Here is a 22,372-nt window from a genome sequence, read left to right as displayed (position 1 = left end):
TCGGCGGAAAGCCCTGCGCCGGGCGGGTCGCCAGGGGTCGGCCAGCCGACGTTTCTCCTTGGCGGGATTGAGGAATTCGGGGAAAACCGTCGTTGCAAAGGAGACATAACAGCGACATGGCCCCACGTAGCGCCGCGGCGAAGTCCACGGACCGGTTCGAACGCAAGCGTGAGGCAATCCTCGATGCGGCGACCCAGATCCTGAACCGCAAGGGAATCAAAGGCCTGACGCTGGGCGACACGGCCGCGGCGGTCGATCTGTCGACGACCAGCGTCACCTACTACTTCAAGCGCAAGGACGACCTGGCGGCGGCCTGCATCACCCGCGGGATCGAGACGCTGCATGACATCGCCGACCTGGCGACCCGGTCGGGCACGCCCGCGGAGCGGCTGCACAGCTTCCTGACCCGCTATCTCGACACGCTGGCCCGCGTGGCCGCCGGGACGGCCGCGCCGCTGCCGATCATCTCCGAGCTGCGGGCGCTGACGTCGCCCCGGCGCGAAGAGGTGGCCACGGCGTATGGGCGCCTGTTCCGCAAGGCGCGGCAGATCTTCGACCACCCCGACCTGTGCTGGATGTCGCGCGGCCGGCGCACGGCGCGCACCCGCATGCTGCTGGAGCAGGTGTTCTGGGGCGGCGCATGGCTGTCGAAGTACGACCCCGAGGACTATCCGCGCATCCGCGACCGGATGGTCGACATCCTGGTGCACGGCATCGCCACCGAGCGCGACGCGTGGGCGCCGGCGACCATCGCCATGGACCAGCTGGCCGCGCGCGAGGGACCCGAGCTGGCGCGCGAGACGTTCCTGCTGGCGGCGACGCGGCTGATCAACCTGCGCGGCTATCGCGGCGCCTCGGTCGACAAGATCTCGGCCGAGCTGAACGTCACCAAGGGCAGCTTCTATCACCACAACGAGGCCAAGGATGATCTGGTGGTCGCCTGCTTCGAGCGCAGCTTCGAGGTGATGACGCGGGCCCAGCGGATGGCCATGGAGCTGCCGGGCAGCCAGTGGGACAAGGTCTCGGCCTGCGCCGCGGCGCTGGCGGAATTCCAGCTGTCGGACCACGGCCCCTTGCTGCGGACCAACGCGCTGACCGCGCTGCCGGAAACGATGCGCAAGGTGATGGTCGAGCATTCGAACCGGGTGTCGGACCGCTTCGCCTCGATGATCTCTGACGGCATCGCGGAAGGGTCGCTGCGGCCGGTCGATCCCTTCATCGCCGCCCAGATGCTGAACGCCACGCTCAACGCCTGCGCCGAGCTGGGCTACCTGGTGCCCGACGTGCGGCCGAAGGCGGCGGGGTCGGTGTTCGTGCGGCCCCTGCTGATGGGCATCTTCGAGCGGTAAGCGCCCGTCGAGCCCGACGCCCCCTCCACCGCTTCGCGGTCCCCCTCCCCCGCAAGCGGGTGAGGAACTGGGGCCGATCGACGCATCAGTTCCTCCCCCATGCCAATGGGGGAGGGGGACCGCGAAGCGGTGGAGGGGGCGCTGGCGCGGCTATGCCTTCTGCTGTGGGATCTCGCCTGAGCCCACGCCTGGCCCGGCCTCGGCGGCGGCGACTTCGCCGGCGGCGTCGCGGGCTTTCAGGACCTCAAGGTTCTCGAGGTGCTTCTTGCGGTTGATCGTGTAGAGCGAGATCAGGCCGATGCCGATGGCGTAGAAGCCGACGATCATCGGGATATAGGCCAGGCCCAGGTTGCGCAGGACGTCTTCGGGCACCTGGCCGCGCTGGGCCTTTTCCGGGAAGCCGACGAAGGCCAGGACGCCGGTCGCCACCAGGATGCCGCCACTGGAGGTGGCCTTGCGCAGCAGGTTGTTGGCCGACAGCAGCAGGCCTTCCGAGCGGCGGCCGGTCTTGACCTCTGCGTCCTCGACCACGTCGGCGATCAGCGAGGACAGCAGGATGGCGATGATGCCGGCCAGCGTGGCGTTGATGATCTCCTCGCCGTAGAGCAGCCAGAGCAGTTCGGGCGTGCCGTTGGCGGGCGCGAGATCCAGCAGGCGCAGCGACACGGGCGTGATGTGGACGGCCACCGCGGCGATGAAGGTGAAGACGGCGCCCCACTTCTTGCCCATCCACCTGCCGACGACGGGCGCCAGGAACACCCCGATGAAGCCGCCGACCACGCTCATGGTGGCGAGGCCCGCCAGTTGCCGCTGCGAGAGCTCCCAGAAGTAGATGCCGAAGTAGATCTCCAGCCCGTTGCGGGCGCCGACGCCGACGGCCACGAACATGCTGGCCAGCGCCATGGCGATGAACGAGCGGTTGTTCAGCGTGTGGAACATCTCCACCGCCATGCCCTTGAGCGTGACCCGCCGCGTGGGGGCCTCGGACAGGTAGGGGATCCGATGGGCGGTGCCGAACACCGAGATCAGGATGGTCGCGAAGATGATGATCGCGCCGGTCAGCGAGTAGCCGAGGTAGCCTTCGCGGGCCAGCACGCCGCCCGTGCCGTCGGGCTGCTCCTTGAGGAACCACTCATAGGCGGCGATGGTCATGCCCAGGCCGCCGGCGACCAGGAAGAAGTGGCGCAGCGCCATCAGGTTGGTGCGCTCGTCGTAGCCCTTGGCCAGCTCGGGCGCGAGCGCCTGGTGGGGCAGTTCGAAGAAGGTGTCGAAGAACCGGACCGCGAAGATCAGGACCATCAGGTAGAGGCCCAGCGCCTCGTTGGTCCAGCCGATGGGCGGGTTCCACAGCATGAAGAAGCAGACGGCATAGGGCAGCGCGGCGGCCAGCATGAACGGGTGGCGGCGGCCCCAGCGCGTGCGGACATTGTCCGAGATCTGGCCCAGGATCGGGTCGAGCACGGCGTCGAGCAGCAGCGCCATGGCCAGGATGCCGCCCACCATCTGCGGCGGCAGGCCGACCACCTGATTGTAGAAGATCACCAGGAAGGTCGAGAGCGCCCGGAGCTTCAGGTTGGTGGCGGTGGAGCCGACCGCATAGGCCAGCTTGGTGGCGAACCCGAGGCGTGGCGCATCCTGCGCGCCGGCGGCGGCCTTCATTCAACGTTCCTCCCGCGGGGGTCGGCGTGAGCGTCTGTGCGCTCATCCGCCGGCCCGAGGGGGTCACGCTAACCCAGGGGAAGCGCCTCGTGTTTTCGGCACGGACACATTGTCCGGCCGATTGCAGCGAGGCGGCCGCGCCGAACTAGCCGGCGACCAGGATCACCTTGCCGACGTGGGCGCCGCCTTCCAGGTGGGCGTGGGCGGCGGCCGCGTCGGCCAGCGGGAAGGTCTTGTCCACCTGAGGCTTGATCTTGCCGGCGGCGATCCAGGGCCACACGACCCGTTCGATCTCGGCGGCCAGGCGGGCCTTTTCGTCCGCATCGCGGGGGCGCAGCGTCGAGCCGGTGATCACGGCGCGCTTCATCATGATCCGGAAGATCGGGATGTTGAGCTCGGCGCCGCCCAGGGCCGCGATGAAGACGATGCGGCCGCCGGTGTTCAGCGCGTCCAGGTTTTTCGACACGTAGTCGCCGCCCACCATGTCGAGAACCACGTCGACGCCGCCCTCGCGCTTGGCGACCTCGGCGAAGTCCTCGGCGGTGACGTCGACGGCCACGTCGGCGCCCAGGGCCAGGGCGGCCTTGGCCTTGTCGGCGCCGCGGCCGGTGGCCATCACCTTGGCGCCGGCGGCCTTGGCCATCTGGATGGCGGTGACCCCGATGCCCGAGGTGGCGCCGTGCAGCAGCAGGGTCTCGCCGGCCTTCAGGCCGCCGTGCTCGAAGACGTTGGCGTAGACGGTGAAGACGGTCTCGGGCAGGCCCGCGGCGTCCTCGAAGCTGAAGCCGGCCGGGATCGGCAGGGCGTGGCGCGCGTCGACCACGGCGTACTCGGCATAGCCGCCGCCGCCGAGCAGCGCGGTGACCTTGTCGCCCACGTTCCAGCGCCCGGCGGCCACGGCCACCTCGCCGGCGACCTCAAGGCCCAGGGTGTCGGGCGCGCCGGGGGGCGGGGGATACATGCCCAGGCGCTGGACGATGTCGGGACGGTTCACGCCGGCGGCGCGCACCTTGATCAGGATCTCGCCCGCCTTGGGCTGCGGACGCGCAATCCGGACGGGCTTCAACGCCGAAGCGGGGCCTCGCCCGCCTTCGACGGCGATGGCGGTCATGGTCTCGGCTTCGGTGGAGGCGGTCATGGATCGTCCTGAATCTTGCGTTTTGGGGCGGTGAAAGGTCAGATAGGCCCTGTGTTCGGGGGACGCAAAGGGAGGGTTCGGTATGGATGAACCTGCTGACGTCCGGGTCGGCCGCGGCCAGAGGCTGGTCGAAGCCTGCCGTGAGGACCTCGATCTGTACTCGGTGTCCGAGCTGGAGGAACGCCTGGAGATCCTGGCGTCCGAACGCGAACGGGTGAGCGCCCAGATCGACAAGAAGAAGTCGGGCCGCGCCGCCGCCGACGCCCTCTTCTCGCCACGCGCCGGCTGAATCCTCGCTGGCATGGCCGTTGCAGCGGCCGGTCATCCGCGACGTTTTCGTTCAGAGCGTGGAAACCACATCCGATGTAGAGTGGGGCCGATGCAGGACACCTTTAAGCCCGACTGGCGCGACGACGTGATTCAGGACTTCGCCAGGTCCGAGCTGTTCGAACGCACCTTCCAGGAGGGCATGGAGCTGGTCGAGGAGACCGCCTCCTACCTCGACGGCGAAGGTCGCCAGGAATCCAAGCTGCTGTCGCGCAACGCCGCCCTGGCGTACGCGGCCGAGAGCATGCGGCTGACCACGCGCCTGATGCAGGTGGCCTCGTGGCTGCTGGTCCAGCGCGCCGTGCGCGAGGGCGACATGGCCCCGGCCGCCGCCTGCGAGGACCGCTACCGGCTCAACGCCGACGAGGTGTCGCGCAAGGAGTCCGAGACCGCGCGCGGCGAACTGCCCCGCGGCCTGACCGGCCTCGCCGACCGCGCCGAGCGGCTGTACGAGCGCGTCCGCCACCTGGACCGCCGCATGTACCTGGAAAGCCAGACCGCCGAGCCGGCCAATCCTGTCCTGGGTCAACTCGACCGCCTGAAGAGCGCGTTCGGCGGCTGACGCCCTTTATGGCTGCGGTGCGAGGCGACGCGCTCAGTGTGCGCCGCAGGCGCTGTCTTGTTTGACCACGAACCACACGAACGCGCTCAACCAACCTGGGCCCTGCGAGTAGCAGGCTCCGTTCGTGTGGTTCGTGGTCAAGCTTATCGGCGCTGACGCGCCACCGCAGCCGAAAGGCTCGCGAACACGAAAAAACGCCGCGAGGGGGATGCCCTCGCGGCGCTTTCGAAACTCAGACGCGGGCTTTCGCCTACTTGCGCGTGAAGGCGCCGAACTTGGCGTTGAAGCGCGAGACGCGGCCGCCGCGGTCCAGCATCTGGTGACCGCCGCCGGTCCACGCCGGGTGGGTCTTCGGATCGATGTCCAGGTTCAGCGTGTCGCCTTCCTTCCCGTAGGTGGAACGCGTCTTGTACGAGGTGCCATCGGTCATCACGACAGTGATGAAGTGATAGTCGGGATGGATGTCTTGTTTCATCGAACGGACGCCTGACGTATGGAGCGGCCGAATTTGGCCGGCCGCCCGAGAAGGGCGGTGAAATTGGAAGCCGCGCGTATAGAGAAACGCGGGGCGGAATGCAAGGTACGATGCGATGAGTGAGCCGGCGTCACAGACTTCCGCGGCCAGCGCTGCAGCGGAAGGCCGGCCCAGCGAGGGCCAGGCGCTGGCGCAGAGTCTCGCCGAAAGCGCGGCGAAGCGCGGCAAGAGCCGCAACATCGGCGCCTTGCGACGGTTGGCCCCGTTCGTGGCCGCCCATTGGGGCCGGGGCGCCGGCGCGTTCGTTTTCCTGCTGATGTCCAGCGCCGCGACGCTGGGGATGTCGGGCGCGATCCGGCTGGTGGTGGACCACCTGACCGACGCGGGGCTCTCGGCGGCGGACGTCGATCGCCGCTTCCTGGTGGTGGGGGCGGTGGCCGCGACGCTGGCGATCGCGACGGCCATGCGCTTCTACTTCGTCACCAGCCTGGGCGAGCGGGTGGTGGCCGACCTGCGCAAGGCCACCTACGCCCACATCCTGAAACTGGACCCGTCGTTTTTCCTGCAGACCCGCACGGGCGAGGTGCTGAGCCGGCTCACCACCGACATCGCCATCGTCGAGACGCTGCTGGCCACCTCGATCTCGGTGGCGATCCGCAACCTGCTGATCCTGGTGGGCGCGCTGATCCTCCTGGTGTTCGTGAGCCCGCATCTGACGGGGCTGGTGCTGCTGACCTTCCCGTTCGTGCTGGCGCCCCTGTTCCTGTTCGGCCGCCGGGTGCGCAAGCTGACCAGCTCGGCCCAGGACCGGTTCGCCGACGCGGTGGGCTCGGCCGGCGAGAGCCTGGATGCGCTGGAGACGGTGCAGGCGTTCGGCCGCGAGCGGGCGGCCGCCGACCGGTTCGGCGGCGCGGTGGAGACCGCCTTCAGGGCGCAGATGAACCGCATCACCACGCGGGCGATGATGACTGCGGCGGTGATCATCCTGGTGTTCGGCGGCATCGTCGGCGTGTTCTGGCTGGGCGTGCACGCCGGCCTGCGTGGCGACATCTCGTGGGGCGCCCTATTCCAGTTCGCCTTCCTGTCGGTGATGGCCGCCAGTTCGGTGGGGGCCCTGGGCGAGACCTGGGGCGACGTGCAGAAGGCCGCCGGCGCCATGGAGCGGGTGGGCGAACTGCTGGACGCGCGTCCGGGCGTCGCGGCGCCCGCCAACCCCACAGCCTTGCCGGTCCCGCCGCGGGGCGAAGTGGCCTTCGAGGGCGTGACCTTCGCCTATCCTGGGCGGCCCGACGCGCCGGCGCTGAAGGACTTTACGCTGAGCGTGCGGCCGGGCGAGCGGGTCGCGCTGGTGGGGCCGTCGGGGGGCGGCAAGAGCACGGTGTTCCGGCTGTTGCTGCGCTTCTACGACCCGCAAGACGGGCGTGTGGTGCTGGACGGCGTCGACCTGCGCCAGGCCGATCCGTCCGAGGTGCGCGCGCGCATGGCCCTGGTGGCGCAGGAGAGCCCGCTGTTCTCAGGCTCGGCCGCCGAGAACATCCGCTTCGGGCGCGACGGCGCCACCGACCTGGATGTCCAGGCCGCGGTCCGCGCGGCTCAGGCCGAGGGCTTCCTCTCAAGCCTGCCCGAGGGTTTGCAGACCCGGGTCGGCGACCGCGCCCGGACGCTCTCGGGCGGCCAGCGTCAGCGGCTGGCGATCGCACGCGCCCTGATCCGCGAGGCGCCGATCCTGCTGCTGGACGAGGCCACCAGCGCGCTGGACGCCGAGAACGAACACCTGGTGCAGCGCGCCTTGGACGAGGCGATGCAGGGCCGTACGACGCTGGTGATCGCCCACCGCCTGGCCACCGTGCTGAAGGCCGATCGCATCGTGGTGATGGATGGCGGCCGCGTGGTCGAAGAAGGCACGCACGACGAGCTGGTCGCAAAGAAGGGGCTGTATGCGCGCCTCGCGGCGCTGCAGTTCGAGGCGGCTTAGCGTGTCGGCCATGGTTGAAGGTCTGCGTCTGCCGATATAGGTCCGCGCGCTTGCTGCCCACGGCGGCGAGCGAGGTCGCGATCTCGCGGATCTGCGTGGCGCCTCAGTTTGAATTCGATCCGTTGCGGTCGTTTCGGAACAGACGCAGAGCGACGCCGATAAGAAGAAGGCCGCATAGCAACAGCGCGACCCAGCCGGCATTGAGCCGAAGCAAGTCCCAACTCCACGGAATGCCGCCGAAGCGCTCCAGGGTCGTCGCGAACAACACGAGCATAGTGGCGAATAGCGCCACCATGGCCGCACCGATCGCCAGTATCGTCCAACGAACGGGCTTCACGCCTGCGGTCCACGCCTCATGTGATGCCCGCCGCCATGATGTCCTAGGCGGCCGCCCGCGCCTTGACCGCCAGCGCGGGGAAGTCGCTGAAGACGCCATCGACGCCGGCGGCATAGAGCGCCTTCAGCAACGCCTCGGCGTCGCCGTGATCGGCGGGCCTGTCGCCGCGCTTCAGCTTGGCGGGCAGGAACTGGTTCTCGGCGCGGACGGTCCAGGGGTGGACCTGCAGGCCCGCGGCGTGGGCGTACTCCACCAGCTTGGTGGGCGGACCCAGGCCGCCGTCGACGACCGGCACGACCAGCGGCCACTCGGGGCCCAGCCCGTCGGCGAAGGCGGCGATGGCCCTCAGGTCTTCGGGTGTCTTCGTGGGGACGGCGGCGCCCTCGCGGGCCACCAGCATCACGCGGCGCGCCTTGGACAGGGTCTTGAAGGTCTTCAGCGGCCCGTCCTCGAAGCACTGGACGAAGACCGGGGCGTCACGGCGGTCGAGGCCGTTCTTCTTCAGAGCATCGGCCAGCCGCTTCTCAATCGGCAGGTTGATCCCTGAGAAGTACGTGGGGTGCTTCATCTCGGGATAGACGCCGATGGTGCGGCCCGTCCGCTTGCTCTCGGCCTTGGCGAAGTCGACCACCTCCTGGAAGGTCGGGATCGTCTCCTGGCCGTCGAACTTGGCGCTGCCGGGGCGCAGGGCCGCCAGGCGCTCGTTGCAGCGCAGGGTCTTCAGCTCGGCCAGCGTGAAGTCCTCGGTGAACCAGCCGTCGATCAGCTCGCCGTCGATGCGCTTCATGGCCTTGCGCGCGCGGAACTCGGGCCGGGTCGCGACGTCGGTGGTGTAGCGGATCTCGTTCTCGTGGCGGACCACGAGATGGCCGTCCTTGGTGACCACCAGGTCGGGCTCGATGAAGTCGGCCCCCTGCTCGACGGCCAGGCGATAGGCGGCGAGGGTGTGCTCGGGCCGCTCGCCGCTGGCGCCGCGGTGGGCGATGACGATGGGCTTCGCAGGCTTTGCGAAGGCGGGCGCGGCGGCGAGCGCCGGGGCGGCGAGACCGGTGGCGGCGAGAGTGCGGCGGGTGATCATGCCGCCATACTAGCCGCTATTTTGCGGCAGTCAGGCGACTGAGCAGCTGCGGGTGCAGATCGAGGTTGCCGGCGCAGATCGAGCCCTTGGTGAGCATCGCCTCGCCGCCGTCGGCGTCGGTCACCTTGCCGCCCGCCTCGGTGACCAGCAGCACGCCGGCCGCCAGGTCCCAGGGCTTCAGGTCACGCTCCCAGTAGCCGTCGAAGCGACCGGCCGCGACCCAGGCCAGGTCCAGCGAAGCGGCGCCGAAGCGGCGGACGCCGGCCACGCGCTGGCTGATCTGGTGCAGTTCCTTGAGGAAGGTGGCGTGCTGACCGTGGCCCAGGAACGGGATGCCGGTGGCGAACACCGCCTCGTCCATATGTTTGCGCGCGGCGACCCGCAGGCGCTTGTCGTTGACGAAGCAGCCCTTGCCCTTTTCGGCCCAGAACGTGTCGTTGGTGATCGGGTTGTGCGTCAGCGCCGCCACGACCACGCCCTCCCGCTCGAGCGCGATGTTGATGGCGAAGTGCGGGATGGCGTGCAGGAAGTTGGTGGTGCCGTCCAGCGGGTCGACGATCCAGCGGTGGGTCTTGTCGGAGCCCTCGATCATCCCACGCTCTTCGCCCAGGAAGCCGTAGCCGGGGCGCGCCTTGGTCAGCGCCTCGAACAGCACCTGCTCGGCCTTGAGGTCGGCGGCCGAGACGAAGTCGGCCGGGGCCTTCTTGGCGACCTGCAGTTCGGCGAGTTCGCCAAAGTCACGGTTGAGCCCGCGCGCGGCCTTGCGCGCAGCGTCGCTCATCACCTTCAGGAGGGCGGATTGGGTGCTCACGGTTTCAAAAGATCTCGGGCGAAATTGGGCGCGGAACCTAGTGCCGGGGGTCGCCCGGCGCAAGCGGCGTCGCTAAGCTGTACCGCATGCACGACGATGTGACGCGTGAGGCCCGCTGTTTCTGCGGAGACCTCCGGCTGACGCTGAAAGGCGATCCCTTCTATGTCTCGAGCTGCGCCTGCACACGCTGCCAGCGGCGGACGGGGGGCTTTTTCGGGGTGACCGTCTATGTGCGGCCCGCCCAGATTCTCTCGCGGTCCGGCGAAACGCGGACGTTCCACCTGAGCGACGGCTCGACCACCTTCCACCGCTGCGCGCACTGCGGGACCAGCATGTGGTGGGTCCCCGACGGCGAGGATGACGTGGTGGGCCTGGCCGGCGGCTGCTTCGTGGGCCAGGACCTGCCGGGACCGCAGCGGATGGTGTTCACGGCGACGAAGCACCCGTGGGTGTGCGTGCCCGAGGGGCTGCCGACGTTCGAGGACGCGCCGCAGTAGGGGGCTTCAGCACGTCCTTCTCCCCTTGCGGGAGAAGGTGGGCCGCAACGCGGCTCGGATGAGGGGTCGTGCGAACCTATCAGCCGCGGAGCCGCGCCGGCGCCGATGAGGTGTCAAACCACGGAAAACACAGAAAACACAGAAGCGCGGGATACGCGCTGCGGCTCAGTTCGCTCCGACTCCTTCCGTGTTTCCTGTGTCTTCTCTGGTTGCAACAACAGCCCGCGCGACCCCTCATCCGTCGGCCTGCGGCCGACACCTTCTCCCGCAAGGGGAGAAGGGCGGGTTAGTTTCTGTCCGCCAACCCTGCTTCGATCTCGGCGTTGATCGCCTTCACGGCCGCGGCGGGATCGGCGTGGCTCCAGACCCCGGCCGAGACGGCGAGGAAGTCGGCGCCGGCGGCGGCCAGGACGCGGGCGTTGGCCGAGGTGATGCCGCCGATGGCGACGCAGGGGACCTCCATCACCTCCTGCCAGATGGTCAGGATCTCGGGGTCGGCGCGGGTGGGGGCGTCCTTGGTGGTGGTGGGGAAGAAGGCCCCGAAGGCGACGTAGTCGGCGCCGGCCTCGGCGGCCTCCATGGCCAGGTGGCGGCTGTCGTGGCAGGTGACGCCGACCATCCGGTCCTTGCCCACGATGCGGCGGGCCTCGGCGTAGCTGGCGTCGGTCTGGCCGATGTGGACGCCGTCGCAGCCCAGCCTGGCGGCCAGGTCCGGACGGTCGTTCATGATCAGGGCCACGTCGCGCGCCTGGGCGATGGGGGCGATCACGTCGACGGCCGCGGCGATGATGTCGTCGGGCTGGTCCTTGAGGCGAACCTGCAGGGCGGCGACATCGCCGGCATCCAGCGCGTGCGCAAGGGTTTGACCGAACGCGGCCAGGTCGTCCAGGCGCTGCGGGGTGATCAGGTAGAGACGGCAAATCGGCTGGGCCATGACCCTACCTACCGCAGCAGCAGCCTCAGCGCATAGGCGATCGCGGCGCAGGAGACGGCGCCGGTCACCGCCAGGCCTGCGAACCAGGCCAGACGCTTCCAGAGCGGGGGCAGCGGGGCGTCTGCTTCCGGGGGAGGTTCAATGATAGCCCGCATGGGCGCCCACCTTGCCGCGGAAGAGCCAGTAGACCCACACGGTGTAGCCTAGGATCGCCGGCAGGAGGATGGTGACGCCCACCAGCATCAGGGCGAGCGCATTGTCGGCGTTGGCCGCGGCGCGGAAGTCCATGCCGTAGGGCACGATATAGGGGAAGAACCCCGCGGCCAGGCCGAGGTATCCCGAGAGGAAGACCAGGTAGGCGCCCAGAAGAGCGGTGGCCTGCCGGCCGCGCAGACCCCAGGCGACGACGGCGAGGCCAGCGAGGCCGATGAGCGGGATGGGCAGCAGCGGGAGGAGCGTCGGGAGGTCGAACGTCCCGTCCGCGAAGCCCCACCGGGCGGCGATGCGCGGGTGGACGACCAGGGTGGCCAGGCTCACGGCCGCCAGGAGGCCGGCGGTCGCTGTTGCGGCGATCCATCCCCAGCGGCGGGCCTTGGCCTGAAGGTCGCCTTCCGTGCGCCAGATCAACCAGCCCGCGCCCAGCAGCGCATAGCCGGCGACGACGCCCAACGCGACGAGCAGGCTGTAGGGCGTCAGCCAGTCGAAGGGGCCGCCCGCAAAGGCGCCGCCCTTGAGCGTCACACCCTGGATGAAACCGCCCAGCACCAGGCCCTGGGCCAGGGCGGCGGCCAGCGACCCGCCGGCGAAGGCTGCGGTCCAGAAGGCCTTGCCCCGGACGCGACCGTGGTGGCGGAACTCGAACGCCACGCCGCGCAGGATCAGCGCCAGCAGCATCAGCACGATGGGCAGGTAGAGCGCCGGCATGATTGCGGCGTAGGCCAGCGGGAAAGCCGCGAAGAGCCCGCCGCCGCCCAGCACCAGCCAGGTCTCGTTGCCGTCCCAGACGGGCGCGATGCTCTCCATCATCACGTCGCGCTCACGCCGCGTCGCGAAGGGGAAGAGGATGCCGATGCCCAGGTCGAAGCCGTCCAGAAGGACGTAGAGCAGGACAGCGACGGCGATGATCGCGGCCCAGATCAGCGGCAGGTCGAGGCTCATGACCGGACCTCCTTGATGGCGGCCAACGGGTTGCCGGGCGGTTCGCCGTCGGCTCTGGGGGCGTCCTCGGGCTTCGGGCCCTCGGCGATGAGCCGCAGGATGTAGAGCACGCCCACCGTGAAGATGACCGCGTAGACGATCATGAAGCCCAGCAGCGAGGCGGTGACCTCGCCCGCGCCGATCGGCGAGACGCTGTCGGCGGTGCGCAGAACGCCGGTCACGGTCCAGGGCTGGCGGCCCACCTCGGCCACGACCCAGCCCGAGATCACGGCCAGGAACCCGGCCGGGCCCATGGCGACGGCGGCCCACAGGAATGGGCGTGTCTGTTCCAGCCTGCGCCGCCAGATCAGCCAGACGCCCCAGGCGCCCAGGCCGATCATCAGGAGGCCCAGGCCCACCATGACCCGGAACGCCCAGAACACGATGAAGACCGGCGGCCGGTCCTCCTTGGTGAAGTCCTTGAGGCCCTTGATCTCGGCGTCGGTGCTACCGGCGGTGATCAGGCTGCCGAGCTTGGGGATCGAGATCTCGAAGCGGTTGCTCTCGGTGGCGCGGTCCGGCCAGGCCACGATGTGGAACGCCTGCTCGGACCTGGTCTCCCAGAAGGCTTCGATCGCGGCCAGCTTGGCCGGCTGGACGTGCAGCACCTCCTTGCCCGAGAGGTCGCCAACCAACGCCTGGATCGGGGCCACGACGGCGAACATGCCGATGGCCATCCGCAGGGCGATCCTGGACTCCGGCTCGGGCCCGCGCCCCAGGATCCGCCAGGCCGAGGCGGCGCCCACAACCAGCGAGGTGGTCAGGTAGGCCGCTAGCGCCATGTGGGCGAAACGCTCGGGGAAGGTGGGCGAGAAGATCACCTTCAGCCAGCTCTCGGTGTGCAGCGACCCGTCGGGCAGGACGATGTGGCCGGTGGGATACTGCATCCAGCTGTTGGCCGAGATGATCCAGAAGGCCGAGATCAGTGTGCCGACAGCCACCAGGCAGGTGGAGGCGAAGTGCAGGCCCGGCCCCACCTTGCGCCAGCCGAACAGCATGACCCCCAGGAATGAGGCCTCGAGGAAGAAGGCGGTCAGCACCTCGAACGCCAGCAGGGGGCCGATGACCGGGGCGGTCTTGGCGGCGAAGACGCTCCAGTTCGTGCCGATCTGGTAGCTCAGCACCACGCCCGAGACGACGCCCATCCCGAACGAGATCGCGAAGATCTTCACCCAGAACAGGTAGAGCGTCTTGAACGCCTCCTTCCGGGTGAAGAACCAGATGCCCTCCAGCACGGCCAGGTAGCTGGCGAGGCCGATGGTGAAGCTTGGGAATATGATGTGGAAGGCGATCGTGAACGCGAACTGCAATCGCGACAGGATGAGCGCGTCGAATTCCATAGCCGTACCCCGTCGCCGGCCTGGCCGGCTGCACGACGTATAGCGACTCGGGGGGCCGCCTGCGACATCGGTGTGGACGTCTTCTGCGTTAACCAACTTATGCGAATGACTTGCAAAGGCAGTCGCAAGTTGCTAGCCATTGAGCCTCAGCCAGGAGCCGCTCGCGCGTCCCATGTACGTCTGTAACTGCAACGGCATTCGTGAGCGGGAAGTGCGTGCGGCGATCGCGGCCGGCGCCACGCGCCCGGCGCTGATCTTCAAGGCCTGCGATTCCGAAGCCCAGTGCGCGCGCTGCGTCTGCGACATGCGCAAGATCCTGCAGGAAGAGCGGGAAACGCTGCGCTACGCGGCCGAGTAGGGCCCTGCGCACGCCGGTATTCGGCGAGCGAAAATCATTCGCAGAGTTTTCGGCGGTTTTTTGAGCAACCGCAAATCACTCGCATATATAGCCTTTGACACCGCGCGCCTGCCGAAGGCATTCCGAATCCAGTGATTGGATGGAGGCTCTACGGTGCAAGGCGACAAGGCCATCATTAAGCTGTTGAACGCAGTGCTCACCAACGAGCTGACCGCGGTCAATCAGTATTACCTGCATGCGCGCATGTACGATAACTGGGGTTTCGCGCGGCTCGGCAAGATCACCTATGAAGAGTCGATCGGCGAAATGAAGCACGCCGACAAGCTCATCAAGCGGATCCTGTTCCTCGACGGCCTGCCCAACCTGCAGGATCTGCACAAGCTCTCGATCGGCGAGAACGTGCCCGAGGCCCTGGCGGCCGACCTGGGCGTCGAGGTGGGCGGGCGCAGGACGCTGATCGACGGCATCAAGCTCTGCGAGGATCAGGCCGACTATGTGACCCGCGAGGTTCTGCGCGAGATCCTGTCGGACACCGAGGAGCACATCGATTTCCTCGAGACCCAGCTTTCGTTGGTGAAGAGCCTGGGCGAGCAGAACTACCTGCAGAGCGCCATGGGCGAGCTGGCCGAGGGATAGGGCCACATCCTTCTCCGCTGGCGGGAGAAGGCATTGCCCGAAGGGCCGCATGCGCCCTACCGTCCCGCCCAACGAGAGCGTGGCGGGGGATGGGCGTATGGCGGCAGCGGCCGAGGCACAGCCGGCGAAGGCGAGGGGCAACGCGACCGTGGTCGCGGGCGCCTCGGTCGGGACCGTGTTCGAGTGGTACGACTTCTACCTCTACGGCTCGCTGGCCGGCTTCATCACCACCCACTTCTTCTCGGGCGTGAACGAGGTCACCGGTTACATCTTCGCGCTGCTGGCGTTCGCCGCGGGGTTCGCGGTGCGGCCGTTCGGGGCGATCGTGTTCGGGCGGCTGGGCGACCTCTGGGGGCGCAAGAACACCTTCCTCGTCACCATGCTGCTGATGGGCCTCTCGACCTTCGTCGTGGGCCTGCTGCCCAGCTACGAGACCATCGGGATCGCCGCGCCGGCGCTGCTGATCGCGTTGCGGCTGGTGCAGGGCCTGGCGCTGGGAGGGGAGTATGGGGGGGCCGCCACCTACGTGGCCGAGCATGCGCCGCCGGGCAAGCGCGGCCTCTACACCAGCTGGATCCAGACCACGGCGACCGCGGGCCTGTTCCTCAGCCTGGTCGTCATCCTGCTGGTGCGCACCAACATCGGCGAGGAGGCGTTCAAGGCCTGGGGCTGGCGCATCCCGTTCCTGGTCTCGATCCTGCTGCTGGGGGTCTCGCTCTGGATCCGGCTGCGGCTGAACGAGAGCCCGGTGTTCCAGCAGATGGTGGACGAGGGGAAGACTTCGAAGAAGCCGCTGACCGAGAGCTTCGGCCAGTGGGGCAACCTCAAGCTGGTCATCCTGGCCCTGCTGGGGCTGACCGCCGGTCAGGCGGTGGTCTGGTACACGGGCCAGTTCTACGCGCTGTTCTTCCTTGAGAAGATGCTGAAGGTGGACGGGGCGCTGACCAACACCCTGGTCGCCGTGGCGCTGCTGTTGGGCACGCCCTTCTTCGTGTTCTTCGGCTGGCTGTCGGACAAGGTGGGGCGCAAGCCGATCATCCTGGCCGGCTGCGTGCTGGCGGCGCTGACCTATTTCCCGATCTTCAAGGGTCTCACCGAGGCCGCGAACCCGGACCTGGCGCATGCGACCCAGCGCGCGCCGGTGATGGTGGTGGCCGATCCATCAACCTGCAGCTTCCAGTTCGACCCGGTCGGCAAACAGACCTTCACGACAGGATGCGACGTCGCCAAGGGCGCGCTAGCCAGCGCCGGCGTCAACTACGTCAACGTCTCGCCCAAGGTCGCCACCGAGCCGGCGTTCATCATGATCGGCCAGACGAAGGTCCCCAGCCTGGACGGGACCGCCATGGCCCCGGCGGAGTTCAAGGCGGCCAAGGAGGCCTGGACCAAGGCCTTCGCCGCCCAGCTCAAGGCCGCCGGCTACCCCGCCAAGGCCGATCCGGCCAAGGTCGACAAGCCTATGGTCGTGGGGCTGCTGTTCCTGCTCGTGCTGTACGTGACCATGGTCTACGGGCCGATCGCGGCGGCGCTGGTCGAGATGTTCCCGGCGCGGATCCGCTACACCTCGATGTCGCTGCCGTACCATCTGGGGAACGGCTGGCTGGGCGGGTTCCTCCCGACGACGGCGTTCGCCATGGTCGCCGCCACGGGCAACATCTACTACGGACTCTGGTACCCGATCTCGGTCGCCGCCTTCACGGCGGTGGTGGGCTTCCTGTTCGTCAAGGAGATGGGCGGCAATCGCATCGAGGACTGATCCCGACCTCGTGCGCCAGGGGAAAGGGGTTCCGAACGGCCGCGGAATGCGCTTTGGCTAGGCCCAGCCCGCCCCGCAACCGGACCGGATCATGCAGACGAAGCTGTACGGCCGCCGGGCGCGGGGGCCCCTCGGACGACTGGTCGCCGGCTTCCGTGAGCGCAGTGGGGTCTTTCCGTCGGCCGGCGTCGGCCTGCCGCTGCCGGCGCGGACCGAGCAATTCATCGAGTTCTACCTGGCCGAGCCCTACAGGGTGCGCGTGGACGGGGCCGCGCCCGAGCCGACCCCCGAGGCCGTGGTCGTCGGCCCCCAGACCTACCGCCGGGCCGAGATCAACTTCGCCGGCGAGGTCCTGACCTTCACGATCCATTTCCGGCCGACCGGCTTCCACCGGCTCTTCGGGATGGACATGCCCCAGCTGGTCAACCAGGCCGCGCCCCTGCGCGACGTCCTCGGCTCCTGCGGCGACGACCTGCGCTCGGCGGTGTTCGCGGCCCGCGATTTCCAGGAGCGGGCCGAGGCGGCTGAGGCCTGGCTCTACGCGCGACTGGACATCGCCAGGACCGGCGCGGCCGTGGACACGGCGGCCTGGTCCATCGTCCGGTTCGGCGGCGCCCCGCGTATCGCCGATCTGGCGGCAAGGCTGGACCTCAGCGAGCGGCAGTTCACCCGCGCCTTCACCGCCCGCGTCGGCATGGGGCCGAAGCTGTTCGGCCGCATCTCGCGCCTGCACGCCGTGCTGCGCGCGCAGGCGTCCGCTCCCGAGCGGGCCTGGACGGAGCTGGCTCTGGAAGCGGGCTACTTCGACCAGGCCCACTTCATCCGCGACTGTCGCCTGCTGGCCGGCGCCCCGCCGACCGCCCTGATCCGCGAGACGCCGTCGCTTCCGATGCTCAGCACGTCCGATTTTTCCAAGCCACGCCTGGCCTGATCGCGGCACACTCCGGGCCAAGGAGTGACGCATGAGTTCCGTCGAACGTCTCGCAAGAGCCTATGAAGCCGCCTGGAACGCCGCCGACATGACGGCGCTGGCGGCGCTGAACGCGCCGCAGGTGCATTGGGTCAACGTGGTCGGCATGCACTGGCAGGGCTTCGACGACGTCGCCCGGGCCCACGAGATCTTCTGCCAGTCCATGTTCAAGGACGCCCCGATCCGCCTGGAGGCGATCGAGAGCGAGGTCGCGCTGCCGGGCGGCGCGCGGGTGGCCGTGATCGGCTGGGCCATGGCGGCCTTTGAGGCCCCTGACGGCCGGGCCTTCCCCGCTACCCGCAGTCGCATGACCCTGGTGCTCGTCCCGCGCGGCGACGACCTCGCCATCGCCCACGGCGCCAACATCAACATCGATCCCCTCGCCGAGCCGCACGATCCGATCCGGGCCGGCTGAGCCCACACAGCAAGGACACACCCCATGACGCCCCGAAGCCTCCGCGTCCTGCGGACGATGACACTCGCCCTGGCGCTTGCAGGGGCCGGCGCGGGCGAGACCGCCGCCGCGATCCTCTACACGGTCACCGAGCTGCCAGCCTCCCAGCCCGGCGGATCCAGCATCGGCTACCGGATCAACAGCAGCGGGACCGTGCTGGGTCTCGACTCCGGACAGGCGGCGCTGTTCACAGGCGGCGGCGTCACCGACCTCAGCCCCCTGGCCGGGCCCAGCGGCCTCGTCCGTGGGCTCAACGATGCGGGGTACGTCGTCGGGTATGGCCTGGGTGCGGGCGGCGGGGTGCGCGCGTTCCAGACCGGCGCCACGGGGCGCATCCCGCTGCCGTCCCTGGGCTATCGCGTCGACGCGCCGGTGGACATGAACAACGCCGGCGTCGCCGCGGGCAGCATGATCACCCTCCAGGGCCATGAACATGCCGCGATCTGGACCGCCTCCAGCGTGCTCGACTTCGGCGTCATGCCGGGCGAGAGAAACGCGCGGGCCGTGGCGATCAACAACCTCGGCCAGGTGGCCGGCAACAGCGGTCGCCGAGGCTTCACCTGGACCGATGCCGGGGGCTTCGTCGACATCGGCACCCTGGGCGGCGCCACGACGGTCACCGACATCAACGACAACGGCTGGGTCACCGGCCTCTCGGAACTCGTCCCGGGCGGCGCCACCAGCGCCTTCATCTACGACGGCGCCACGATCAGCGCCTTCGGCCCGATCGGGAAGGTTACGCCGTTCCTGTCGACCCAGCCCTGGGCGATCAATCGGGACGGCGTGGCGGTGGGCGTTTCGCAGCGTGACGACCGGTGGTTCACCGCCTTCGTCCGCCGCGACGGCGAGACCCTGGAGTTGCAGACGCTGATCGACCCGGCGCTGGGTTGGGAGCTGGCCGCCGCCTACGACATCAACGACGCGGGCCAGATCACGGGCGCGGGCTATGTGAACGGGCGGCAGAGCGCCTTCATCCTGACCCCCATCACCTCGACCGGCGCGGTTCCGGAGCCCAGGACCTGGGCGCTGATGATCCTGGGCTTCGGGCTGGTCGGCGCGGCGGTGCGCCGGCGCCCGCGTCCCCGCATGCCCGGCTAGAGGCGGCCTGCGGAGCCCGCCGCGCGACGGGGGCCCCAGGGAGCGGCCCAGGTCATATGACCTTCCCCACGACGTCGTAAGACCTTGGTCTAATTGACGAAACGCCGGCCGCAATCCCAATGGGGACCTACGACGTCACCGAGAGGCTTCCATGCGTCCCGTCCATTTCGCGCTCGCCGCAGCGCTGGCCCTGACCTCCGCCCCGGCGACGGCCGCTGTGCACTTCACCCTTACCGGCGTGGTCACGTCCGGATCGGACAACGGTTACGTGTTTCCCGGGTTCGAGGCGCCCTTCGGCAGCCCGCCCTACGCGACCAATATCGACACGGGCGAGGCGTTTGGCACGCCCATGGGCAAGGCCTTCACCCTGACCCTCACGATGGACACCTCGCGGGGCTTCCGTGATGACTACCCCAACACTCGCGTCTACTACGGATTTGGCGCCGACAGCCCGGGCAAGGCGGTCTTCACATTGAACGGCATCTCGTACGAGCTGGGCAGCGCTTCGGACAGCACCGCCTTCTCGGGGCTGGAGAAGAACAATACCCCCACCCGCGACGGCCTCGGAGGCTCCTTCGTCTCCACCCGCCTGCGCCCGGTGATGGACGGGGTCTTTACGGAGTTCGAGGGCTCACTGTCCTTCGGCCTGAGCCTTGCGGCCGACACGTTCGGCGCCGTCGACTTCGAGGAACCCTTCACGTTCTCAGGCGCGCCGCTGGCCGAACGCGGCCACCTCCAGATCACGCTGAGGAACACCGCGGGCCCGAGCGATCGATACGTGATCGGCCCGGCCCGGGTGGCGGATCTCAACCTGCGATTCGACAGCCTGTCCGCGACGGTCGATCCGGTCGTGCAGCCCGGCGCGGTTCCCGAGCCGTCGTCGTGGGCGATCATGATCCTGGGCTTCGGGCTGGTCGGCGCGGCGGTGCGCCGACGGCCGCGAGGCGCCGTGGTCGGGGCCGTTTGACCGGCATTTCCATATCCGCTACCCGCATAGGTTGGCGTCGCCCTGAACCCCAGCCGTCCCCTTGGATCGACCGTCCGGCCTCGACGACACCTCACGCCGGGACTGGATCCGGGCCGAGCAGGTTCGCGCGCTTTATCGGGGAAGCCCGGTCGGCGTGACGCTCGGCGGTCTGGCGGCCATCACGCTCGCGGTGTTCCTGGCCCGTGACGGGCGCATGGCCGACGACGCGGCGGCCGCCTTCTGCGCCATGACCATCGTGCTCGTGGGCGGCCACCACGTGCTCTGCGCCCTCTATCGCCGCCGGCGGCCCGCCGATGCCGAATGGCGGCGCTGGGCGCTGGCCTTCACGGTTCTGACCGCGCTCCAGGGGGCGACGTGGATTCCGGGCGCCGTGTGGATGACCTCGCCCACAGACACCGCCCAGGCCGTGATCGTGCTGCTGGTGTCCGGGATGGTGGTGCTGGGCGCCCTGCCGGTGTTCAGCGCCTATCTGCCGGCCTATCTCGCGCTCGCGCTTCCCATTGTGACGCCGCAGCTGGTGGTGGGCCTCTTCCAGTCGTACCCGTTCCATGAGGCGCTCACCGTCCTGACGCTCACGTTCCTGGTGGCGGCGCCGGCATTGGCCGTGATCGTGGGACGGCAGTTCGTCAACGGCCTGGAGCTGCGCTTCGAGAACATCCGGCTGATCGAGGACCTGAGGCTGCAGCGCGAGCGGGCCGATCAGGCCAACCGCGCCAAGTCCAGCTTCCTGGCCGCCGCCAGCCATGACCTGCGCCAGCCCGCGCACGCCCTCGGCCTCTTCGCCGGCGCCCTGAGCGAACTGCGCCTGTCGCCGCAGGCGCGGCGGCTGGCCGATCACATCACCGGCTCGGTCCGCGCGCTGGACACCCTGTTCGCCGTGCTGCTGGACGTCTCCCGGCTGGACGCGGGCGTCGTCCAGACCCGGCCCGAGCCGCTGGCGCTTGGGCCGCTGCTGTCCCGCCTGGTCGTGGACTACGAGGCCCAGGCCGCGGCCAAGGGCGTCACGCTGCGGCTGGCGTCCACCTCGCTGGTCACGCTCAGCGACCCGGTCCTCCTGGAGCAGGTGGTGCGGAACCTGATCTCGAACGCCGTGAAGTACACGGACGCGGGCGGCGTGGTGGTGGGGGCGCGGCGGCGGGGCGGCCAGGTGGCGATCGAGGTCTGGGACACCGGGCGGGGCATCGCGCCGGCGCACGTCGCGGCGATCTTCGAGGAGTTCTACCAGATCGATAATCCCGAGCGCGATCGCGAGAAGGGGCTGGGCCTGGGCCTGGCCATCGTGCGCCGCATCACCCAGCTGATCGGGGCCGACCTCGACGTGCGCTCGACGCCGGGCCGGGGCAGCGTCTTCCGCGTGACCCTGCCCCGTGGCCGTCCGGAGGACCTTCCTGCGCCCGTCTCGACGCCGATCGCCGTGGGCGCCCTGCGGACCGGCTTCATCGTGGTGGTCGACGACGAGGACGCGATCCAGCGGGCCATGGCCTCACTGCTCAGCCGCTGGGGTCACCGGGTCCTGGCCGTGGGCTCGGCCGACGAGGCCCTGGCGCGACTGGGCGAAGACGCGACACCCGACCTGATCATCTGCGACAATCGTCTGCGGGGCGGCGAGACGGGGGCCGAGGCCCTGCGGCGGCTTCGCGCGGCCTGCGGCGAGGACATCCCCGCCCTGCTGGTCACCGGCGACGCCACGGCCGCCGAGGCCGACCGCCCGACCGATCTGGTGCTGCACAAGCCCGTGCCCAACGCCGTCCTGCGGGCGGCCATCGGCCAGCTCCTGCGCGATCGCCCGACAGCTTGAGGCCGGGCGATCAGTGCCGGGTCAGGCGCGCCGCCTCGCCGCGGTTGGCGACGCCGAGCGCCCGGAAGATCGCGGTCAGGTGCGCCTTCACGGTCCCCTCCGTCACGCCCAGCCGGTAGGCGATCTCCTTGTTGGACACGCCCTCGCGGATCAGGGCCAGCACCGCCTGCTGCCGCTCGGTGAGGGCGTCCGCGGCGTCGGGGGTCGTGAACGCGTCCGGGGCGGCCTGCGCCATGAACGGCGGCACATAGACCTCGCCCGACAGCACCAGCCGGATCGCCGCCGCCAGGGTCGAGGTGTTGGCCGCCTTGGCGACATAGCCCATGGCGCCCAGGGACAGGGCGGCGCGCACATCCGCGGGCGCTTCCGACGACGACACCACCATGAGCGGGGTCGCCGGATAGGCCGCGACGAAGGCGGCCACCGCCGACAGGCCCGCGGCGTCGGGCATCGTCAGGTCCATCAGCACCAGGCTGAGGTCGGCATGACTGGCCGCGAGCGAAAGGGCCGAGGCGCAGTCGGCCGCCTCCAACACGGTGGCCTCCGGCGCCAGGGCCAGGAGCACGGCGGTCAGGCCCTGGCGCATGACCGCATGATCATCGACCACCAGGAACTTCATCGGTCCGTCTTTCCGG

23 protein-coding genes and 1 pseudogene are annotated in these 22,372 nt (G+C 69.3%); 13 read left to right on the top strand and 11 right to left on the bottom strand.

The annotated features are described in order from the left end of the window. Positions 1 to 116 precede the first annotated feature (116 nt). The gene (locus tag ACQ66R_RS11290; protein ID WP_430421997.1) at positions 117 to 1,349 is read left to right on the top strand and encodes a TetR/AcrR family transcriptional regulator; all 1,233 of its coding nucleotides are present in this window, start codon (positions 117 to 119) and stop codon (positions 1,347 to 1,349) included. A gap of 150 nt (positions 1,350 to 1,499) precedes the next feature. Here ACQ66R_RS11290 and ACQ66R_RS11285 read toward each other — a convergent pair whose 3' ends face one another. Both ACQ66R_RS11285 and ACQ66R_RS11280 read right to left on the bottom strand, forming a co-directional pair. Next, a complete protein-coding gene (locus ACQ66R_RS11285) occupies positions 1,500 to 3,008 on the bottom strand; it encodes an MFS transporter (RefSeq protein ID WP_430421995.1) in 1,509 nt (502 codons plus the stop codon). A gap of 145 nt (positions 3,009 to 3,153) precedes the next feature. After that, complete coding sequence (locus ACQ66R_RS11280; protein ID WP_430421993.1) at positions 3,154 to 4,146, bottom strand: NAD(P)H-quinone oxidoreductase; 993 nt, start codon at positions 4,144 to 4,146, stop codon at positions 3,154 to 3,156. 82 nt (positions 4,147 to 4,228) lie between these two features. Here ACQ66R_RS11280 and ACQ66R_RS11275 point away from each other — a divergent pair, with 82 nt between their 5' ends. Then, the gene (locus ACQ66R_RS11275; protein WP_430421991.1) at positions 4,229 to 4,435 is read left to right on the top strand and encodes a DUF1192 domain-containing protein; all 207 of its coding nucleotides are present in this window, start codon (positions 4,229 to 4,231) and stop codon (positions 4,433 to 4,435) included. Between the two features lie 90 nt (positions 4,436 to 4,525). Beyond that, positions 4,526 to 5,035 (top strand): DUF1465 family protein, encoded by a 510-nt coding sequence (locus tag ACQ66R_RS11270; RefSeq protein WP_430421989.1) that lies wholly within the window; start codon positions 4,526 to 4,528, stop codon positions 5,033 to 5,035. Between the two features lie 250 nt (positions 5,036 to 5,285). On the opposite strand, the gene rpmE is transcribed toward ACQ66R_RS11270, so the two are convergent. Continuing rightward, on the bottom strand, positions 5,286 to 5,510 hold the full coding sequence (gene rpmE, locus ACQ66R_RS11265) for a 50S ribosomal protein L31 (protein WP_430421987.1): 225 nt from the start codon (positions 5,508 to 5,510) through the stop codon (positions 5,286 to 5,288). 115 nt (positions 5,511 to 5,625) lie between these two features. Between rpmE and ACQ66R_RS11260 the strand changes: the two genes are divergently transcribed. Further along, positions 5,626 to 7,485, top strand: coding sequence for an ABC transporter transmembrane domain-containing protein (locus ACQ66R_RS11260; RefSeq protein WP_430421985.1), 1,860 nt, complete (start codon positions 5,626 to 5,628; stop codon positions 7,483 to 7,485). Positions 7,486 to 7,588: 103 nt separating this feature from the next. Here ACQ66R_RS11260 and ACQ66R_RS11255 read toward each other — a convergent pair whose 3' ends face one another. From ACQ66R_RS11255 to ACQ66R_RS11245, 3 genes are read right to left on the bottom strand one after another with little or no spacing between them, the layout of a single operon-like run. Then, positions 7,589 to 7,822: a hypothetical protein gene (locus tag ACQ66R_RS11255; protein ID WP_430421983.1), complete on the bottom strand. Its 234-nt coding sequence runs from the start codon at positions 7,820 to 7,822 to the stop codon at positions 7,589 to 7,591. Between the two features lie 43 nt (positions 7,823 to 7,865). Further along, a complete protein-coding gene (locus tag ACQ66R_RS11250; RefSeq protein WP_430421981.1) occupies positions 7,866 to 8,900 on the bottom strand; it encodes a glycerophosphodiester phosphodiesterase in 1,035 nt (344 codons plus the stop codon). A 16-nt stretch (positions 8,901 to 8,916) separates the two neighbouring features. After that, a complete protein-coding gene (locus tag ACQ66R_RS11245; protein WP_430421979.1) occupies positions 8,917 to 9,711 on the bottom strand; it encodes an inositol monophosphatase family protein in 795 nt (264 codons plus the stop codon). 86 nt (positions 9,712 to 9,797) lie between these two features. On the opposite strand from ACQ66R_RS11245, the gene ACQ66R_RS11240 reads away from it, so the two are divergent. Next, positions 9,798 to 10,208, top strand: a complete 411-nt coding sequence (locus ACQ66R_RS11240) for a GFA family protein (RefSeq protein ID WP_430421977.1) — start codon at positions 9,798 to 9,800, stop codon at positions 10,206 to 10,208. Positions 10,209 to 10,494: 286 nt separating this feature from the next. Here the strand turns inward: ACQ66R_RS11240 and thiE are convergent, their stop codons facing one another. From thiE to ACQ66R_RS11220, 4 genes are read right to left on the bottom strand one after another with little or no spacing between them, the layout of a single operon-like run. Further along, positions 10,495 to 11,142 carry a thiamine phosphate synthase gene (gene thiE / locus ACQ66R_RS11235; RefSeq protein ID WP_430421975.1) on the bottom strand — a complete coding sequence of 216 codons (648 nt, stop codon included), beginning with the start codon at positions 11,140 to 11,142 and terminating at the stop codon, positions 10,495 to 10,497. A gap of 8 nt (positions 11,143 to 11,150) precedes the next feature. Further along, positions 11,151 to 11,297 (bottom strand): hypothetical protein, encoded by a 147-nt coding sequence (locus ACQ66R_RS11230; RefSeq protein WP_430421973.1) that lies wholly within the window; start codon positions 11,295 to 11,297, stop codon positions 11,151 to 11,153. Further along, positions 11,281 to 12,300: a cytochrome d ubiquinol oxidase subunit II gene (gene cydB / locus ACQ66R_RS11225; protein WP_430421971.1), complete on the bottom strand. Its 1,020-nt coding sequence runs from the start codon at positions 12,298 to 12,300 to the stop codon at positions 11,281 to 11,283. Before cydB ends, ACQ66R_RS11230 begins: the two co-directional genes overlap by 17 nt. Further along, positions 12,297 to 13,679: a cytochrome ubiquinol oxidase subunit I gene (locus tag ACQ66R_RS11220; protein WP_430421969.1), complete on the bottom strand. Its 1,383-nt coding sequence runs from the start codon at positions 13,677 to 13,679 to the stop codon at positions 12,297 to 12,299. The genes cydB and ACQ66R_RS11220 overlap by 4 nt, the downstream gene beginning before the upstream one ends. 172 nt (positions 13,680 to 13,851) lie before the next feature. Between ACQ66R_RS11220 and ACQ66R_RS11215 the strand changes: the two genes are divergently transcribed. The 8 genes and pseudogenes from ACQ66R_RS11215 to ACQ66R_RS11180 all read left to right on the top strand — a co-directional run bounded on the left by ACQ66R_RS11215 (position 13,852) and on the right by ACQ66R_RS11180 (position 21,737). Then, the gene (locus tag ACQ66R_RS11215) at positions 13,852 to 14,037 is read left to right on the top strand and encodes a (2Fe-2S)-binding protein (RefSeq protein WP_421937049.1); all 186 of its coding nucleotides are present in this window, start codon (positions 13,852 to 13,854) and stop codon (positions 14,035 to 14,037) included. A gap of 153 nt (positions 14,038 to 14,190) precedes the next feature. Then, the gene (gene bfr, locus ACQ66R_RS11210; RefSeq protein WP_430421967.1) at positions 14,191 to 14,673 is read left to right on the top strand and encodes a bacterioferritin; all 483 of its coding nucleotides are present in this window, start codon (positions 14,191 to 14,193) and stop codon (positions 14,671 to 14,673) included. A 97-nt stretch (positions 14,674 to 14,770) separates the two neighbouring features. After that, entirely contained in the window at positions 14,771 to 16,429 is a 1,659-nt protein-coding gene (locus tag ACQ66R_RS11205; RefSeq protein WP_430426269.1) for an MFS transporter, read from the top strand. A gap of 91 nt (positions 16,430 to 16,520) precedes the next feature. Next, the gene (locus ACQ66R_RS11200; RefSeq protein WP_430421965.1) at positions 16,521 to 17,360 is read left to right on the top strand and encodes a helix-turn-helix domain-containing protein; all 840 of its coding nucleotides are present in this window, start codon (positions 16,521 to 16,523) and stop codon (positions 17,358 to 17,360) included. Positions 17,361 to 17,391: 31 nt separating this feature from the next. Next, positions 17,392 to 17,814 carry an SgcJ/EcaC family oxidoreductase gene (locus ACQ66R_RS11195; RefSeq protein ID WP_430421962.1) on the top strand — a complete coding sequence of 141 codons (423 nt, stop codon included), beginning with the start codon at positions 17,392 to 17,394 and terminating at the stop codon, positions 17,812 to 17,814. A gap of 1,029 nt (positions 17,815 to 18,843) precedes the next feature. Then, positions 18,844 to 18,951: pseudogene (locus ACQ66R_RS11190) on the top strand (PEPxxWA-CTERM sorting domain-containing protein); the annotation flags it as partial. Between the two features lie 151 nt (positions 18,952 to 19,102). Then, a complete protein-coding gene (locus ACQ66R_RS11185; RefSeq protein ID WP_430421960.1) occupies positions 19,103 to 19,918 on the top strand; it encodes a PEPxxWA-CTERM sorting domain-containing protein in 816 nt (271 codons plus the stop codon). Positions 19,919 to 19,979: 61 nt separating this feature from the next. Further along, positions 19,980 to 21,737 carry a hybrid sensor histidine kinase/response regulator gene (locus tag ACQ66R_RS11180; RefSeq protein WP_430421958.1) on the top strand — a complete coding sequence of 586 codons (1,758 nt, stop codon included), beginning with the start codon at positions 19,980 to 19,982 and terminating at the stop codon, positions 21,735 to 21,737. Positions 21,738 to 21,747: 10 nt separating this feature from the next. On the opposite strand, the gene ACQ66R_RS11175 is transcribed toward ACQ66R_RS11180, so the two are convergent. Next, positions 21,748 to 22,356 (bottom strand): response regulator, encoded by a 609-nt coding sequence (locus tag ACQ66R_RS11175; RefSeq protein ID WP_430421956.1) that lies wholly within the window; start codon positions 22,354 to 22,356, stop codon positions 21,748 to 21,750. Positions 22,357 to 22,372 lie beyond the last annotated feature (16 nt).

The sequence above is a fragment of the Phenylobacterium sp. genome, from assembly GCF_965284355.1.
Taxonomy (GTDB): domain Bacteria; phylum Pseudomonadota; class Alphaproteobacteria; order Caulobacterales; family Caulobacteraceae; genus Phenylobacterium.
Note: the sequence above shows the minus strand (reverse complement) of the source record. Positions and strands in the feature narration are given on the sequence as shown.

What these genes read in the sequence shown, in the direction of transcription:
- ACQ66R_RS11290 (WP_430421997.1), top strand. Translation starts at nt 117, where the DNA reads ATGGCCCCACGTAGCGCCGCGGCGAAGTCCACGGACCGGTTCGAACGC.
- ACQ66R_RS11285 (WP_430421995.1), bottom strand. Translation starts at nt 3,008, where the DNA reads ATGAAGGCCGCCGCCGGCGCGCAGGATGCGCCACGCCTCGGGTTCGCC.
- ACQ66R_RS11280 (WP_430421993.1), bottom strand. Translation starts at nt 4,146, where the DNA reads ATGACCGCCTCCACCGAAGCCGAGACCATGACCGCCATCGCCGTCGAA.
- ACQ66R_RS11275 (WP_430421991.1), top strand. Translation starts at nt 4,229, where the DNA reads ATGGATGAACCTGCTGACGTCCGGGTCGGCCGCGGCCAGAGGCTGGTC.
- ACQ66R_RS11270 (WP_430421989.1), top strand. Translation starts at nt 4,526, where the DNA reads ATGCAGGACACCTTTAAGCCCGACTGGCGCGACGACGTGATTCAGGAC.
- rpmE (WP_430421987.1), bottom strand. Translation starts at nt 5,510, where the DNA reads ATGAAACAAGACATCCATCCCGACTATCACTTCATCACTGTCGTGATG.
- ACQ66R_RS11260 (WP_430421985.1), top strand. Translation starts at nt 5,626, where the DNA reads ATGAGTGAGCCGGCGTCACAGACTTCCGCGGCCAGCGCTGCAGCGGAA.
- ACQ66R_RS11250 (WP_430421981.1), bottom strand. Translation starts at nt 8,900, where the DNA reads ATGATCACCCGCCGCACTCTCGCCGCCACCGGTCTCGCCGCCCCGGCG.
- ACQ66R_RS11240 (WP_430421977.1), top strand. Translation starts at nt 9,798, where the DNA reads ATGCACGACGATGTGACGCGTGAGGCCCGCTGTTTCTGCGGAGACCTC.
- thiE (WP_430421975.1), bottom strand. Translation starts at nt 11,142, where the DNA reads ATGGCCCAGCCGATTTGCCGTCTCTACCTGATCACCCCGCAGCGCCTG.
- ACQ66R_RS11230 (WP_430421973.1), bottom strand. Translation starts at nt 11,297, where the DNA reads ATGCGGGCTATCATTGAACCTCCCCCGGAAGCAGACGCCCCGCTGCCC.
- cydB (WP_430421971.1), bottom strand. Translation starts at nt 12,300, where the DNA reads ATGAGCCTCGACCTGCCGCTGATCTGGGCCGCGATCATCGCCGTCGCT.
- ACQ66R_RS11220 (WP_430421969.1), bottom strand. Translation starts at nt 13,679, where the DNA reads ATGGAATTCGACGCGCTCATCCTGTCGCGATTGCAGTTCGCGTTCACG.
- ACQ66R_RS11215 (WP_421937049.1), top strand. Translation starts at nt 13,852, where the DNA reads ATGTACGTCTGTAACTGCAACGGCATTCGTGAGCGGGAAGTGCGTGCG.
- ACQ66R_RS11205 (WP_430426269.1), top strand. Translation starts at nt 14,771, where the DNA reads ATGGCGGCAGCGGCCGAGGCACAGCCGGCGAAGGCGAGGGGCAACGCG.
- ACQ66R_RS11200 (WP_430421965.1), top strand. Translation starts at nt 16,521, where the DNA reads ATGCAGACGAAGCTGTACGGCCGCCGGGCGCGGGGGCCCCTCGGACGA.
- ACQ66R_RS11195 (WP_430421962.1), top strand. Translation starts at nt 17,392, where the DNA reads ATGAGTTCCGTCGAACGTCTCGCAAGAGCCTATGAAGCCGCCTGGAAC.
- ACQ66R_RS11185 (WP_430421960.1), top strand. Translation starts at nt 19,103, where the DNA reads ATGCGTCCCGTCCATTTCGCGCTCGCCGCAGCGCTGGCCCTGACCTCC.
- ACQ66R_RS11175 (WP_430421956.1), bottom strand. Translation starts at nt 22,356, where the DNA reads ATGAAGTTCCTGGTGGTCGATGATCATGCGGTCATGCGCCAGGGCCTG.